This window comes from Pseudoalteromonas sp. NC201 (assembly GCF_002850255.1).
GTDB lineage: Bacteria > Pseudomonadota > Gammaproteobacteria > Enterobacterales > Alteromonadaceae > Pseudoalteromonas.
Map to the genome: position 1 here is coordinate 851411 of NZ_CP022522.1, position 15658 is coordinate 867068.

The window sequence follows — 15658 nt, forward strand, 5'->3', positions numbered from 1 at the left end:
AGCTTTTCTCAATCACCCGTTTTAGTTCGAGGCTAGTCCACTAGCGCCGTGTTATCAGTAACTTGAGGCGTTGATGTTTGTTTTAGTTGTTTAAGTACCTCACCAATTTCTTGGCTACGGACTGCCAAAATTGATAACAAGGTATCGCTCAGTCCATGGGAACTTTCGCATGCGCCTTGCAAGAAAATATTCGGTTTAAAGTCTTCCGTGCTTTGAATGCGGTAGTCGCGTCCCACAGTAAAGTCACCTAAGTATTTTGATAAAGGTGCCAATAGCGTTTTGTGCTGATCTCGTACATAGCCTGTTGCCAACACTACCGCATCGTAGCTACACACTTTAGTGTCGCCAGTTTTGCGGTTTGTGAGGGTTAGATGAATACCGTTTTCGTCCGCGTCAACCGCTGCGACCTCTGTGCTAGAAAGGAAGCGATGGCGATAGTGGCTGCGTACTTTTTGTTCGTAAAATACGCCGTAAATTTGTTCGATAAGGGGTAAGTCAGGACAAGCGTAATTGGTCTGGCGGTATTCTTTTAAGAAGGCTTCGCGTTCGATATCGGATTTGGAGAAAACTTTATCAGTATATTCTGCATTGAAGATTTCATTTACAAATGGACTGTCGTCCGATGGCTTAATAGAGTTTGCACGAATAACAAAATCGACTTGGTTATCATCTGCGCGGCCGTGTAAATCCATAAATATTTCGGCGGCACTTTGGCCTGCGCCAATGACGGCAATTTTCTTAGCTGTGTTATTTGCTTCAATAGCAACTTTGTAATCATTGCTGTGGAATACGCGGGTGTCGCCCGCCAGCTTTCTAAATTGTTTTGGTATATATCCACCACCACCAATACTGATGACTAGGTTATCTGTTTCAACGACTTTTTCACTGCCATCAACACCTCTGGAATGCACTTGTAGCGCAACAACTTGCTCGTTTGCTAAAATCGGTTGGACATCAAATACTGTTTCGCCATAGCTGGTTTGATCTTTAAAATGCGAAGCCGCCCATGCTAAGTAGTCGTTAAACTCATGTCGGCTTGGGAAAAATGTTTGAAGGTTGATAAAGTCTGCTAAGCGATTTTTTTGGTGTAAATAGTTAATAAACGTAAATTCACTTTTAGGATTACGAATAGTGACAAGGTCTTTCAAAAAGGAAATTTGCATGTGCGTGTTTTCGAGCATCATATTTTTATGCCATGAAAACTCTGGCTGACGTTCCATAAACAAGGCATGGTTAGCCCAATCTGTTAGGCCTTGCTCACGAAGTGCGATTGCTAGTGCAATATTAGAAGGTCCGAAGCCAATACCTACTAATGAAAAGCGAGATGTGTTGTTCATACTTAATCCTCACAGTTACGGTTAGCTACTGCTATTGTCCTAGGGCCTGCTGAGCGTCAAGACCGACAGGGCACTATTAATACCAATTAGTCTTAATAGTTGCTCAATTTGAAGGAGCAAATCTGACGCTAACCGCGTTAAAAATTTCTCATTTAGAACAACTAAATAGCAAAATTTTCGCCTTGTTATCGACAAGATTTGCTCGCCTCAAAATAGATCACTTAATTAAGCGAATTGGTATGACTATCAGAAGCTCAACTAAAATTATGTTTTGGATTAGACGAGTGAGAATTTAATTTATTTAAATATTTATGAAATTAATTCGTATTTAAACTGTCTAACGAGATCCTTCGTCGTTTAGTGCCTAATCTCTGCCCGTTGCACTGTGTTAAAAAAGCTAAGTTCTATCTATTTATCAATCTTCATAGCGCTATAACAAGGCGACACCCCGCTTAGCGCTATCTTGCTTTTATTACTTGGTTTGTGTCACAAAGTTCAGCGAGTTAACGCCCGATTGCTGCGCCAGTGCCATAACCTCGACTATTTTTTCATAGGGAACTTTGGCAGCCCCTTGTAATTGGATCGGAGGCTGCGGTGATTGTGCGGCAACTTCCACTAAACGTTGTTTAAGTTGCGCGAGCGTGATGGCTTGTTGTTGCCACTGAATATCACCATTCGCTTGTACTATCAAAGAAACGCTGTCGGGCAATATCTCTGCGCTGGTTTCTTGCAAGGCTGCTTTGGGCAGCTCTACTTCAATGGACTGAGTGATCACAGGCATGGTGATAATAAAAATGATCAGCAATACCAACATCACATCCACAAGTGGTGTCATGTTTATTTCAGCCATGACCTCTTCGTCATCTTCAAACCCTTGGCCAAACGCCATTATTTACCTCCGACCGATTTAAATACTGGGCGCTTAGCGTTTGCATTTGGTGCAGAGCCCATCAGTAAGAATGCGTGTAATTCGTGAGCAAAGTGGTTCAGGCGGTTTACAACGCGTTTGTTTCCCCGAGTGAGTGCGTTGTAACCCAGTACTGCGGGGATAGCGACGGCAAGGCCAAAAGCAGTCATAATTAATGCTTCACCCACAGGACCTGCTACTTTGTCGATACTTGCTTGGCCACTAACGCCAATGCTTATCAGGGCATGGTAAATTCCCCATACCGTGCCAAACAAGCCGATAAAAGGAGCGGTGGCACCAATGGAAGCTAGTATCGCTAAGTTACTCTGTAGTTCCGATTTACTTTCGTCAATAGAAGTTCGTAAGCTGGCAGTTAACCATTCCGCGATAGGTAAATTACCATGCAAATCTTCTTTGTGTTGCTCATGATGCGCCTTGGCATGCATGCCTTCGTTGACCAGTGAACTAAAGGGCGTTGCTTGGCCCGTTGGAGTTTCGAGTAATAAAATACCTGACTGTACATCTTGTGCGTGCCAAAACTGCTTGGAGCCAACAAGTGGCTGTTTTAATTTATAAAGCTTAATGCCTTTGATTAATATGACGCACCAAGTTGCGATTGACATAAACAGCAAACTAAACGCTACTGCTTTAATGACGATATCGCTTTGTGCCCACATGGCGGCGATTCCGTATGGGTTCTCCATGACTGTTCCTTATTTAATTTAATGCAAAATTGACAGGCTGTAGGTACCAATAACCGATCGCTTGTCCGTCTTGAGTTGCCGGTTGGTATTGCCAGTGCTTTACAGTTGCTTTTGCAGACTGATCTAGGCGACCGTGGCCACTCGACTCATGTATTTCTATCTCAGAGACGCTGCCGTCCGCTTCAATATAAATTTTTAATAAGACTGTCCCTTGTTCTTTAAATTTACGGGATAATCTTGGGTAAATAGGTGCCGGATTGTTTAATGCATTAGCGTCACTCATGTGCGGCAATACAAGTCCTGGCGGTAAACTCGGATCCTGAGAAGTGGTGGCCGCCTCAGCTGTGTTACTAACATCTTTTTGTTCTGGTTGGACTGCGGAGCTGACTGGAGCAGGCTCTACAACAGGCTCAGGCTCTACAACAGGTTCAGGCTCTACAACAGGTTCAGGCTCCACAACAGGTTCAGGCTCCACAACAGGCTCAGGCTCTACAACAGGCTCAGGCTCTACAACAGGCTCAGGCTCTACAACAGGCTCAGGCTCTACAACAGGCTCAGGCTCTACAACAGGTTCAGGCTCTACAACAGGCTCAGGCTCTACAACAGGCTCAGGCTCTACAATAGGCTCAGGCTCTACAATAGGTTCAGGCTCTACAATAGGTTCAGGCTCTACAATAGGTTCAGGTTGTTGAACTGTGGTTTCCTTTGTTTGCGCTGGTAAGTTGATAAACTTGCCCTTAATGCTCGAGTGCTGAGAAGATATTTCCACTGGCTCAGGTGTTGAGGTAGTTGTCCACGCAAAAGCAATGCCTCCGATATGAATAGCAATAACAAGGAAACATGAACTTAAGGACGCGACGTCTGGGGTTTGCTGTCGCAAAGCTTTTGTGTGTGAGGTAGGCACAACTACGTACATCCGTTACTAATTTAAATGCAAATCGTTATTACTTTATTTTGTTTGTTACAAAAATACAAGAACGATCCCGCTAATTGATGGATATTTTGTTTATGAATGATTCATCTACTGCAATAAGGTGTATACCTAAAAATAGTAATATAACGCTGTAGCAATTGTTACGATTGCAACCTTGGAAGAGAAACTATTGCAACAGCTCCTTTTTTATCGTTTCTATTTTGAATTTGTAAATCACCTAAATGGTTGAAAAGTATTTGCCGGCTAAACACTAGACCTATACCGCTGCCAGACACTTTGGTAGAAAAAAACGGAATAAAGAGGTTGTCAGTATTACTAATGCCGACACCCTCATCAATTATCTTTATACTGCAATATTTGTCGCTTTGTTCAAACTCAATGGTAATCTCTCCTGTTGTTGTACTCATGGCTTCTTGAGCGTTTTTTAAAAGATTCACAAAGACTTGTTCTAATTGGTGTGGATCAGCATATAGCTGGCATTTCGTTGGATTTAGTAGTGATATTTTGCTATCGGGAAATAGTAAAATACATTTTTCGATAAGTTCACAGATGTCGAGCGGTTGCTTATTAGGTTGAGGTAGCTTACTAATTTTCTGAAAGTTGCTAATAAATTTGTAGAGCGAAGTTGAGCGATTATGGATCACCGTAAGACCCTGCTCAAGAGCCGGTGTAGCACTTTCTAGTTTCTGAAGCTGTTTCAGTAACGTGGCACTAATAGAAGAGATCGGAGCTAAACTATTGTTAACTTCATGACTGAGTACTCGATGTAAGCGTTGCCAACTCTCTCGCTCTTTATCTATTAATAACCATTGTACGTCGCTGATAAAAAATAGATAGTTGAGCTGCTGATGATGAATGTATTTTACTACCGCAATTCGATAGGTTTTACTAACAGCACCATCTTTAATGGTAAAGCTTTGTGGCTGTCTTGTAACTTGTTCTACAGGGATTGTAGTGCAGCTTAAGTTTGCGCCTTGTTGTGACGATTGAAGGCCTAGTAACTCATTAGCTGCGGGGTTTGCAAAGGTTATGTCGTAGTTAACATCCGTGGCAATTATTCCTACATCAATGTGAGTGATCACTTTTTCCAGTAAAAGTTGGCTTTCTTTTATGGCAACATTTTGTTGTGCTAGTCTTTGTGAAAGTGTATTGAGGAGCTGTTTTATTTCTAGCATCTCATCATCTTCAGCACGGATGGCTGACCGTATGTTGTAGTCTTCGTCCACCAGTGCTTCTAGTAATACAGCAATGTTTCTAGTTTGGTTGTAATAGCTCGCTTTTATGTGGTTAGTTAAAAACAGGCAGGCTGGAAGTAGAAATAGCCCTGTCAACGCTATGATATATTTAGATACCGATAGTAAGCTTAATAAATAACAAAAGGCTAAACTCAATACTATGAGCATTCCAGTTGTGGTTTTAAGTGTGGTAGACAAGGTCAAAGCTGCTATGTTTTAAAGGTTGTACTTTTCAATTCTACGATAGTAGCCGCTTCGGCTAAGGCCTAATGATGCTGCTGTCTTTTTCACATTTCCTGCATAATGTTCAAGTCTTTCGATGATGGCTTGTCGTTCGAGTTCATCCAAAGTCAGGTTTAATGGTACCGCTGCGGTAACCGCAGCGTTTGCTGTTGTAGCTGCAGGCTCAGTAACTAAGTGCAAATGATGTGCATCTATGACACCGTTTTGACACATAAATACTGCCCGTTCAATACAATGGTTAAGTTCTCGAATATTGCCTGGCCATGAATGTGCTTTAAGTTTCTCCATGGCGCAATTCGTAAGCCTTATTGGTGCGAAGCTATACTCAGCGATGAGCTTATCTAACATATGATCTACTAAAAGAGGAATATCTTCCAGACGCTCCCTAAGTGACGGTACACGAAGTTCGATAGTGTTTAGACGATAAAATAGATCTTGGCGAAATGTTCCTTCCATTATCGCTCTGACTAAATCCATATTAGTGGCGCTAATGACTCTGACGTCAGCGTGATATACCTGTGTGCTCCCAACAGGTGTATACATTTTCTCTTCAATCACGCTAAGTATTTTAGCTTGTTGAGAAAGGGGAGTGTTCCCTATTTCATCTAAAAATAATGTGCCACATTGAGCCTGTTTGACAAGACCTTCTCGACTAGTAATTGCTCCTGTAAACGCTCCTTTTTTATGGCCAAAAAATTCACTTTCAAACACACCATCAGCGATAGCTCCCATATTTACGGAGATAAAAGGCTGCTGACTTCGTTGTGAGTCATTATGTATATAGCGAGCGAGTAGCGTTTTTCCTGTGCCGTTTTCACCGGTAAGTAAAATGCTCGATTGGCTTTCTCGTAATCGATCTATTTCTGCAATTAATTTCTGCATCGCAGGTGAGTCTGCGATTAGAGTGCAGTGATTATTACTGAGTTGCGTACGTAACTGATTGTTTTCGGCACTTAGTTTTTTGCTTAACCTTTGGCTATCGCTTAAGGCTAATTGGGTTTTAATGCTGTTTGCGAGGTGTTCGTTCTGCCAAGGTTTTTGGATAAAATCATTAGCACCTTGTTGGAGAGCCGTTATTGCTAACTCTACAGTAGCCCATCCGGTCATGACTATTACGGGGATGTCCCATTTGGCTCGAATATTAGCTAATAACTCTAGACCTTCCATACCTGAGGTGCTGTCTAAGTGATAATTAAGGTCCATGAGTATTAGATCGAAGTGCTTTGTTTCCAGTGCATTAAGTAGCTCTGTTGGGGTAGTAGCACTGAATACCTGATAGTCAAACTCAGCAAGCAGTAGTTGTACAGAGGTGATGATGTCTGGATTATCATCTGCTACAAGAATCGATTCACTCATCGTGATTTCCTAATTAACAGGCAGCAATTCGTAGAGCATATCTTGCCATTTTTGTCATTTTACTACTCCTCTGGTGGTGACAATGCAACCCGTAAGACTATCTATATCATATATTTGCTTAGCTGAAGCGGCGTTATTAGTATTTAACGCCTGCTATATTAAAACGGTAATTTGATATTACAACAACAACTGCTTCACAAACATTACGCTTGCTGCTTCGAGGTATCATGTGTATCAAGGAAAAAATCTTTATCTATATGATTTACATTATAAAAATTTAATCTTTACTCATGATCTTTGCTAGGATAAATAATAGCAATAACTCCATCTTGCTGAATTACTTGTGTTTTTTCAAGTCAATTTTTACCTTCTCTATATTACTAATGTCGCTTATTGGCTTACTTTATCGAGTGCACGGCGAATATCTCGCTTTGTTGAACTGTCATTGCTAAGTGTTAGCGCTTGTTGATAAGCACTTTTAGCTTTATTGTTGTCCTTTACTGCTCGACTTAGTTCACCTAACAGCATTAAGTATTCTATGTGCTGCTCATCTTCTACTTGTTCTTTGCTTATTAAGTGCTCCATGGCATCAACTGCTAATTGCTTATCCCCGTGTTCCTGTAATGCTAAATAAGCGGCAGACACACAAGTATCTCGCCAAGTAGGTAACAACCCAGTGGCTACATTATTAATTTGGCACCCTTTAGCGAACAGATTCTGTGCTTGTTTTTTGGCCGAAAAAGTCCAAAGCAAATTAGCGGCTCGGTTTACTAAGGCAATATCATGAGGGTAGTGCTGATTCACAAAATCAACAGTTTGTAACGCGAGGCTTTCATTTTGAGTGTTTTGAAGGTAATCCATGAGAGCCAAATAATAATAATGTTTATCCATGTCTTTCAGTCGTTCGACGATAGCTTTCGATGCTTTCTTTTCTGAGTCCCAAAAGCCGCTTTCAATAGCTAAAGCTTTTGCAGCAGCAACTAAATATTTAGGATTGTTTGGTGCTAACTCAGCAGCTCTAATTGAATGCTTATTAGATTTTTCCACCAGACCAAGTTTATTAAAGAGGTTCGATTGCTCCTTAATTTGATACCATAATTCGCCAGCTACAAAATGCACTTCGGCATTTTCTGGATGCCGCTTGATCAAGGCATTTAGCATCGCTTCTTTATCGTCGCTATCTTGTGCTACTGCAACGGATACAGCCATTATTTCCGAGTTAAGATCTTTGTTTTTTTGGGCCGCTAATGCTTCAGCGACTTGCTCATATTGTCGATTGTAAAATGCCGATTCAAGCGAAGTGGTTTGTGGGGCGGGTTGTTGTGCTTGCGACGTCGCGCAGAGCATAACAAGTGCTGTAAAGCCGACGCGTATGACAGTAGTTGTAAACATTTCCTTCTCCTTAGGGTCTGATTTTAGGACCTAGCTGACAAAGATCGTCAGCTAGGAGGTTTGCTACATCAGTCTTCACAGCGCAGTGTTTCACTCGGCTCTAATTGAATTGAGCGGCGCGCAGGAAGGTAAATGGCGCTTAACACAGCCGTGCTTGTTATTACAATTACAACCAAGGCGCTAATCGCGTAGAGATAGATATCTAACGCGATGATCTGCCAAGTGGCAAAGCTGAGTATGGCTGACAAAACTAAACCAATACTTAGACCCTTTAACATCGGTCTTGCTCCGAGTTTAACGAGCCAGCGGATGATGTTTTGATCGTTTGCACCTAATGCCCTGCGGATCCCAATTTCATGTTGGCGTTGGGTAACTGAATTGGCCGTGAGGCCATAAATACCTGTCACTCCCAATGCCAAGGCAAATAAGCCGCATTTCAAAAATAGTTGGGTTGCAGAGTGAGTGAGATCCCTTAGCATTACGAGTAATTCTTCCATACTTTTAAGTGCACTGATACGTACTTCTGAGTCTATTGCGTATAGCGTTTCATAAATCACTGAGCGAGCTTGTTGCTCTGAACCAATAAACTTGTATTCTATATTGATATTACCGCTATCTAGTTGACTTATTGGACGATAAATTGTCATTAGATTTTTAGGATCGCTAACTGGAGTGCCTTCAACACGATCTGAAACTACGCCGACAATTGTTGCCCAAGTACTAGCTGTTTCTACTTCGTCACTTATTTTAAGTTGTTTACCTATGGCCGATCCTTCAGGCCAATAAGTCTGTGCTAAAGTTTTACTGATCATTGCTGCAGGCATGGTGTTCCCTTGGTCCCTTGAATCTATATAGCGGCCTGTGAGTAGCTGGACACCTGTGAATTGAATGTTGCCTGATACACTTCTAATCACAGCTTGTGGTTTATCTTGCTCCAGCTGGTATTTTATACCTTGTTGCATGAAGGTATTTTTACCAAAGCTAGTAGTGACAACTGCATCAGACACACTTGACTGTTGCTGTAGCCTAGATGCGATATTTTGGTAGAGTGCATTGCGGCGAGGGTGGGAGTCGTAACGTTCTGCTGGCAGAGAAACTTGGGCAGACAAGATGTTTTTGGTGTTTAAGCCAATATCTAAATTGATCAGCTGATTGGCAAAAAAACTAGAGACAATACCTAGGTACATTAATACCGTAACAACAGTAATTTCGGTAGTGAGTAGCATTCTAGTAACTTTGTTTCCTTTGCTGCTAGCCGCGCCTCTGGTACCACCTCGCAAAATGGCGTTGAAGTCGCCACCTGTTACATGTAGCGCAGGTAATACACCCGTCATGATAATAGCGACAAAAATGAAGATGATAGTCGCAAAGATAGTATTCAGGTCAAGTCCCCAGTGCCACCAATAGGCCAATCCGTCAGCTAGATTCATGTTAATCCAAAACTGATTAACTTGTTGCAGTGCCCAGCCTGATAAAAGTAAAGCAATAACGCCACCAGCTACGCAGATAATAATACTTTCCCACATCATTTGGACGATAAGCCGTTTCTGCGGCGCACCAAGGGCGACTCGGATAGATATCTCTTTGGTTCTTGCATTCATGCGGGCTAACAGTAAATTCCCCACATTAATTGCTGCTAGCAGAAAAATAAATCCGGTGACTATGTTTAGAATGGTGAAAACGATAATACCATCAGCGCCATTGGTTTGCGCGGCTTGAAAAGTCGTGATGTAAATGTCATCGATTGCAGTATCACTATTTTGACGACGCATCTCATAAGTGTTTTTGGCGATGCGAGATAGTGCGTCATTAGCAACGTTTTGTGCTATATCGGGCTTTATCCGAGCGTATACATCTACATAAACTTGATCCCTGTTTTGAGTCGTAAACAAGGGCTCAGGAATCGGCAGCCATAATTTTGAAGCAACAGGGAAACCATATCCCTGAGGCATAACGCCAACGACTCGGGTATTTTTACCATTGATTTTAATTGTGGAGTCAAGAATATCCGGCGTGCCGAAGAACTTACTTTGCCAAAGGTCATAGCCTATCACGGCAACTTTTTCTGACCGAGGGGAGCTGTCATCAGGTCTAAAAGCTCGACCCATTAGCGGTTGGACGCGGGAGAATTGGAACAAGTTCCATTCGCTAAAAGTAGCATTGTGAGACTGAGCTTGACCATTAATATCCAACAGCACTGAAGTTGAATAATACATGCCATATTCACTTAGCGTTGATATTTGTGGCCGAATGGCAGCAAAGTCAACGGCATCAAACATACGGTCATAGCCCTGTTCTGTCGCTTGTAGTTTCACTATCGACTCGCCTTCGGGTAATGGTAAATCAGAAAAGACGAAGGTATGCAAAAAAGAGTAGCTGAATATACTGACCGCAAGACCGCCAGCCAATACGATGGTTGTCAAAATAGTAAAAAGCGGAGACTTTGCCAAAAGTCGAAAAGCGTATTTTATATCTAATAAATAATTCATAGTGCACACCTTAAGCGGCAGAGTTTTTTGCGCTTACGACTTGATCCGCAACGATTTTACCATCAAACATCTCAACTTGGCGGTTGGCTTGTCCAGCTGAGCGCGGGTCATGTGTCACCATAACAATCGTCGTACCTTCATTGTGTAACTTTTTTAGTAATTCTAAAACCGCATCAGTGTTTTTAGAATCAAGGTTACCAGTTGGTTCATCAGCTAAAATTAAAGCTGGCTTTCCTGCAATCGCTCGGGCAATGGCAACACGTTGCTGCTGGCCCCCTGATAGCTGACTTGGGAAATGCTTACGGCGATGTTGCATATCAACCTTTTCTAGTGCGAAGTCAATAAGATGACTAATCTGTTTTTGGTCGATGTTGTTTCGATAACTTAGTGGTAGAGCAATATTTTCCTCAACAGTCATATCGCTAATTAAATTAAAAGACTGAAATACAAATCCAATATGTTCATTACGGATGGCGGCTCGCTCATCTCGACTGATTTGGCTGACATCATGCCCACTTAGTACGTATTTACCTGCTGACGGCACATCAAGTAAGCCAATGAGCGATAGCAGTGTCGATTTACCACAACCAGAAGGGCCTGTAATTGCAATATAATCGCCAGAGTTAATAGTGAGACTGATCTGACTTAATGCATAAGTTTCAACATCTTCCGTTGAGAATTTTTTCTCGATATTGTCCAGTTGAATAATTGTTTTATTTGTCATAAGGCTTCCCTAATTGAGGATAATTTCCGCATGCTGCTCCCAAGCAGATTGGTCTGAAATGATAATTCTGTCACCTGCTTTGAGCCCAGACAGTATTTCAACGGTGTTTGTTGATACTTGGCCAAACTCAACTTTAACGCGCTGGGCTGTTTTTGAATTGTTATCTACACGATAGACATATGCTTGTGTATTTTCTGAGGCAAATACTGGGCGTTTAACAAATAGAGTGTCCTTTTTATCTGCGATCGCAATAGTTCCTTCGACACTTAAGTCCGGTCGAGCCTCAGGTGGAAGTTCTCCTTGCAAATTGACTTCCACTTTAACTGTTCCTTCAACAACATTGGGATCGATCCGTTCAACAACTCCATTAACTGTCGAAGTCCTTGTGTCTATTTTTACTTTTTGTCCTTGTTGAATATTTTGTACTTGAAGCTCTTGTACTTTTAACTCGGCCTGAAAGTCATTTAAGCGGGCTATCTTGGCTACGCCATCGCCACTAGTCAATTGTTGCCCGAGTTCCAGCTCCATCTCTTGTACAACACCATCGGAGGTCGCCACTATATCTAATGCGTCGACTTGACCTTGAACTTGTTGTAACGTCTTTCGCATTTTATTTAAGCGCGCTTTAGCACCAGCAATATGAGCTTCGAGATTCTCTTCCATTTTTTTATATTGCTGAGCTTGTAAGTTTTGACGCAGCTCAATGTTTTTCATGGTCAATTTAGTTTTCGAGTGGTCAAGTGCTGAAATAGTTGAGTTACCAGCTTTTATAAGGGCTTCTTGGGCATCCAGTACCAGTTTGGTGGATTCAAACTCGGCATCGGTCTCCAGTAGCGTTGTTTTGAGTTGGAATAATTGCGATTCTAATGCCACGCGTTCAGCCTTTTTCTCGGCAATCAATGCCTCGAGCTCCCATGTGGTTTCTTCCTTTTTTTGTATTAACTGGGGGTTTTGCAAAGAAACTAAAATGTCACCACGCTTTACGCTATCTCCAGGTTTAACCCACAGTTGTTTAACTCTGCCGTTAATATCAGTAGAAATCCAATGGATCTCTTTAGGGACTAATGCACCATAGCCTCTCACGTTAATAGTGAATTGGCCTTGCTGAACGTTAGCAAAAAGTAAACTACGATTATTGGCTATATAAGAAGCGTTGGAGTATCCGCTATTAAAGAATAAATAAAACACAATAATGACCATTGCACTGGCTGTGATAATTAACCACATTTTTTTGCTGACGTTTTTCTTACTCTTTTTATTAATAGTTATATCCATGAACTCTACCGTATATCTTCTGATGTAAGCTTGGTTAGCAGATTTAATACCAACTTCTACTTTTGTTTTATTTGTCAATTGGAATCAATTGGTTATGTATTTTTAAAAGACTTTACTTACAGCAGGCAAAAGTCCCACTTTCGATACATTTGCAATTTTTTGTTCCGGAATTGATATATCTCGCGATTAACATCTTGGGTTACATGTTTTATGAAGTAGACCACTACTGGCAAGACCACATACCCTCTAGCTGTTTTTCCTTTACTTATAAAGCTGATGTTAAAACAGATGAAAAATTAGCCATTAGTTTGTTTTGTTTCACGAATGGTTGCAAGTGTTATTTTTTTGTTTTCTTGGTTGATTTTGTGTTTTCTAAAGGTTAAGTTTGATTGTGGTTATATTTTACCCTAGTCAGCGACTTAGCCAATTTCAACAGATTAAGTCTCGCTCATTCATGAACACGATTTCGTTTTAACAGCCCGAGTGACTGGAGGCAGTCGTCACTGGGAGTTCAGGGGATCTTAGGGGTTGTTGGGTTTAGCAGTACAGGTGCTAGAAATAAATTATAATAAAAAAGGATTAGTTCGCTCGTGTTTAAGAGTTACCCATTGATTTCAAGAGTAATTTTAGTGGTCTTACTACCTTTACTCGTTATTCTGATATACGGAGTTAACCATCTTCAGGCAAGCCTCCCGCCACTCAAAGGGCAGCTAAAGGCTCCATGGTTGAGCGCTAATGTAAAAGTTTATCGTGACCAAAATGGCGTTGTTTATCTCGACGGTAGTGATGATCAAGATATTTTCTTTGCAACAGGGGTTGTCCATGCTCAAGATAGAATGTGGCAGCTTGAACTTCAAAAACGCATGGCTCAAGGACGCTTGAGCGAAGTACTCGGTCGAGATGCTCTAGGAAGTGACATTTGGATACGAAGCCTTGGAATTTATGGCGCTGCAGAGCAAGCTTGGCAAAACCTTTCTCCCGAAGCTAAAAAGTCAGTTACAGCGTATGTTGCTGGGATTAACTATTGGATTGCGCAACAGACTGTTTATCCAGCTGAGTTTACTTTACTAGATATAAAACCACAGCGATGGCGAGAAATAGATACTATTGCTTGGGTTAAAATGTTTGCGCTAAATTTGGCTGGCAATATGAATGATGAGATTCGAAACTATATTGCCGCTCAGTCTTTGCCAGAAAAGCAGCTTACTCAGTTATTTGGTGGCATCACCAGTAAGTTTAGTATTGCTCAATACTCCGAATTTAATCAACAACCTACTTTAGTCGCACTTGAAAATGTGATGCGACGTAACTCGCAGTTACAAAAACAATTTAACTTTGGTGGTCAATATGTTGGTAGTAATGCGTGGGTTATAAGTGGCAAGCATAGCAAAGATAATATGCCTATTCTGGCAAATGATCCGCACTTAGGACTGCAAATCCCCTCATATTGGTATGCACTTTCGCAACAAGGTGAGCATCTATCAGCTAAAGGAATGGGCTTGGTTGGTACCCCGTTGATTATCTTTGGTCAAAACGATCATATCAGCTGGGGGGGGACTAATATGATGGCTGATGTGCAAGACCTATATTTCGAAACTTTAAACATTAACCAAAAAGGCCTATATGAGTCAGGGAGTTCATGGCAACCACTTGGTGAACGAATTGAGATCATAGAGGTTAGAGCTGACACTCCAGAATTACTGAATAAACGTATAAAGCCAGTAAAAATCAATGTTCGAACTACTGAGCGTGGTCCCTTGATCAGTGATATCAAGCAGTCAATGATGCACCCTGTTTCCCTAAGGTGGACGGGATTAGACCCTGATGATACGTCTTATGAGGCTTTTTTTAAGCTTAACTATGCCAACAATTGGTCATCATTTGAAAATGCCCTCAGCTTTTTAGTCGCGCCAGCACTGAATATGCTTTATGCCGATACCGAAGGGAATATTGGTTACGCTGGAGCAGGACGCATACCTATAAGGGCTGTTGGTGAGGGGGTAATCCCATTGCCTGCTGGTCGGGTTAATACCGATTGGGCTGGTTATATTCCGTATCAACAAATGCCTAAGCTATATAACCCGGAAAGTGGCATTATCGTGTCAGCCAATGATGGTTTGTTATTTGATTCTTATCCATATTTTATCAGTCATGCATTTGCCCCTAGCTATCGCAGTCAGCGGATTAGCTATTTAATAAAAAATCCAGAAAGGCTGCTCACAGCAAAGGACATGATGAGCATACAAGGGGACACATTAGATCTTGAAGTGAAAAAATTGCTGCCGCTGGCGCAGCAAATTCAACCGCAGAATGAGCATCAACGTCAAGCGCTAGAGCTGCTGAAAAGTTGGTCCGGCAATATGTCAGCGGATAGTCAGGCGCCAAGCATTTTTATTGTGTGGCAGCGTGAGATAAGAAAGTTGCTATTAAAGGACGAGCTGGCTGGCTTTTGGAATCAGCAAGGGCAGCTAGATATTTTGCAGGACATTGCATCTACTTTACCGCTGACGACTGTTGTTGAGTTGCTGCAGCATCCGCAATGGTGTGTGGATAGTGCAGCAAACTCCTCTAGTGATAATTGTCAACAACTTATAAATAAAGCGTTTAAAAAAGCCTTGCAGGTGTTATCAAATCAACTAGGTGAAGACATTGCTGGATGGAATTGGGGAGAATTGCAACATACTGAATATGCTCATACTCCCTTTAGTCATATAAGAGTATTGGATGGCTTATTTGAGCGCAGGGCTCCTGCTGGCGGCTCAATACACTCGGTCAATGTTGCAGCCTCATATTACGACAAATCACAAGGGTTTGTGCAAAACTTTGGTGCCGGTATGAGGCAAATTATAGTGATGGGCGATCCTGAGCAGCACTTCTACATGAACTCAACTGGGCAGTCTGGCAACCCGATCAGTGAGCATTACGATGACATGGTTATGAAGTTTAGTCGAGTAGAGTTCGAAAGGTTTGATGCAGAACCATCGCAGCTTGCTTACGTTGAATTGATTGCGGGTGATTAGGCACGTCATGGAAATGAAAAACGACGCTATTTTCTTGGCATT

The 15658-nt window shown here is 41.8% G+C and carries 11 protein-coding genes; 1 reads left to right on the forward strand and 10 read right to left on the reverse strand.

From position 1 onward, the window contains the following. Positions 1–32 precede the first annotated feature (32 nt). The 10 genes from PNC201_RS03645 to PNC201_RS03690 all read right to left on the reverse strand — a co-directional run bounded on the left by PNC201_RS03645 (position 33) and on the right by PNC201_RS03690 (position 12596). Positions 33–1337, reverse strand: coding sequence for a lysine N(6)-hydroxylase/L-ornithine N(5)-oxygenase family protein (locus PNC201_RS03645; RefSeq protein WP_102056204.1), 1305 nt, complete (start codon positions 1335–1337; stop codon positions 33–35). Positions 1338–1809: 472 nt separating this feature from the next. Then, positions 1810–2226 carry an ExbD/TolR family protein gene (locus PNC201_RS03650; RefSeq protein WP_102056205.1) on the reverse strand — a complete coding sequence of 139 codons (417 nt, stop codon included), beginning with the start codon at positions 2224–2226 and terminating at the stop codon, positions 1810–1812. Further along, the gene (locus PNC201_RS23645; protein ID WP_010607668.1) at positions 2226–2948 is read right to left on the reverse strand and encodes a MotA/TolQ/ExbB proton channel family protein; all 723 of its coding nucleotides are present in this window, start codon (positions 2946–2948) and stop codon (positions 2226–2228) included. Before PNC201_RS23645 ends, PNC201_RS03650 begins: the two co-directional genes overlap by 1 nt. 13 nt (positions 2949–2961) lie before the next feature. After that, the gene (locus tag PNC201_RS23455) at positions 2962–3852 is read right to left on the reverse strand and encodes an energy transducer TonB (protein WP_158299102.1); all 891 of its coding nucleotides are present in this window, start codon (positions 3850–3852) and stop codon (positions 2962–2964) included. A gap of 170 nt (positions 3853–4022) precedes the next feature. Continuing rightward, a complete protein-coding gene (locus PNC201_RS03665; protein WP_102056207.1) occupies positions 4023–5315 on the reverse strand; it encodes a sensor histidine kinase in 1293 nt (430 codons plus the stop codon). 18 nt (positions 5316–5333) lie between these two features. Beyond that, positions 5334–6716 carry a sigma-54-dependent transcriptional regulator gene (locus PNC201_RS03670; protein ID WP_102056208.1) on the reverse strand — a complete coding sequence of 461 codons (1383 nt, stop codon included), beginning with the start codon at positions 6714–6716 and terminating at the stop codon, positions 5334–5336. Positions 6717–7106: 390 nt separating this feature from the next. Then, positions 7107–8108, reverse strand: a complete 1002-nt coding sequence (locus tag PNC201_RS03675) for a tetratricopeptide repeat protein (RefSeq protein ID WP_102056209.1) — start codon at positions 8106–8108, stop codon at positions 7107–7109. A 68-nt stretch (positions 8109–8176) separates the two neighbouring features. Then, positions 8177–10597, reverse strand: a complete 2421-nt coding sequence (locus PNC201_RS03680; RefSeq protein WP_102056210.1) for an ABC transporter permease — start codon at positions 10595–10597, stop codon at positions 8177–8179. Between the two features lie 10 nt (positions 10598–10607). Next, positions 10608–11321 carry an ABC transporter ATP-binding protein gene (locus PNC201_RS03685; RefSeq protein WP_010607661.1) on the reverse strand — a complete coding sequence of 238 codons (714 nt, stop codon included), beginning with the start codon at positions 11319–11321 and terminating at the stop codon, positions 10608–10610. Between the two features lie 9 nt (positions 11322–11330). Then, positions 11331–12596, reverse strand: a complete 1266-nt coding sequence (locus PNC201_RS03690; protein WP_102056211.1) for an efflux RND transporter periplasmic adaptor subunit — start codon at positions 12594–12596, stop codon at positions 11331–11333. A 725-nt stretch (positions 12597–13321) separates the two neighbouring features. Between PNC201_RS03690 and PNC201_RS03695 the strand changes: the two genes are divergently transcribed. Then, positions 13322–15616, forward strand: a complete 2295-nt coding sequence (locus tag PNC201_RS03695) for a penicillin acylase family protein (RefSeq protein WP_158299103.1) — start codon at positions 13322–13324, stop codon at positions 15614–15616. Positions 15617–15658 lie beyond the last annotated feature (42 nt).

What these genes read in the sequence shown, in the direction of transcription:
- PNC201_RS03675 (WP_102056209.1), bottom strand. Translation starts at nt 8,108, where the DNA reads ATGTTTACAACTACTGTCATACGCGTCGGCTTTACAGCACTTGTTATG.
- PNC201_RS03650 (WP_102056205.1), bottom strand. Translation starts at nt 2,226, where the DNA reads ATGGCGTTTGGCCAAGGGTTTGAAGATGACGAAGAGGTCATGGCTGAA.
- PNC201_RS23645 (WP_010607668.1), bottom strand. Translation starts at nt 2,948, where the DNA reads ATGGAGAACCCATACGGAATCGCCGCCATGTGGGCACAAAGCGATATC.
- PNC201_RS03670 (WP_102056208.1), bottom strand. Translation starts at nt 6,716, where the DNA reads ATGAGTGAATCGATTCTTGTAGCAGATGATAATCCAGACATCATCACC.
- PNC201_RS03685 (WP_010607661.1), bottom strand. Translation starts at nt 11,321, where the DNA reads ATGACAAATAAAACAATTATTCAACTGGACAATATCGAGAAAAAATTC.
- PNC201_RS03690 (WP_102056211.1), bottom strand. Translation starts at nt 12,596, where the DNA reads ATGGATATAACTATTAATAAAAAGAGTAAGAAAAACGTCAGCAAAAAA.
- PNC201_RS03680 (WP_102056210.1), bottom strand. Translation starts at nt 10,597, where the DNA reads ATGAATTATTTATTAGATATAAAATACGCTTTTCGACTTTTGGCAAAG.
- PNC201_RS03645 (WP_102056204.1), bottom strand. Translation starts at nt 1,337, where the DNA reads ATGAACAACACATCTCGCTTTTCATTAGTAGGTATTGGCTTCGGACCT.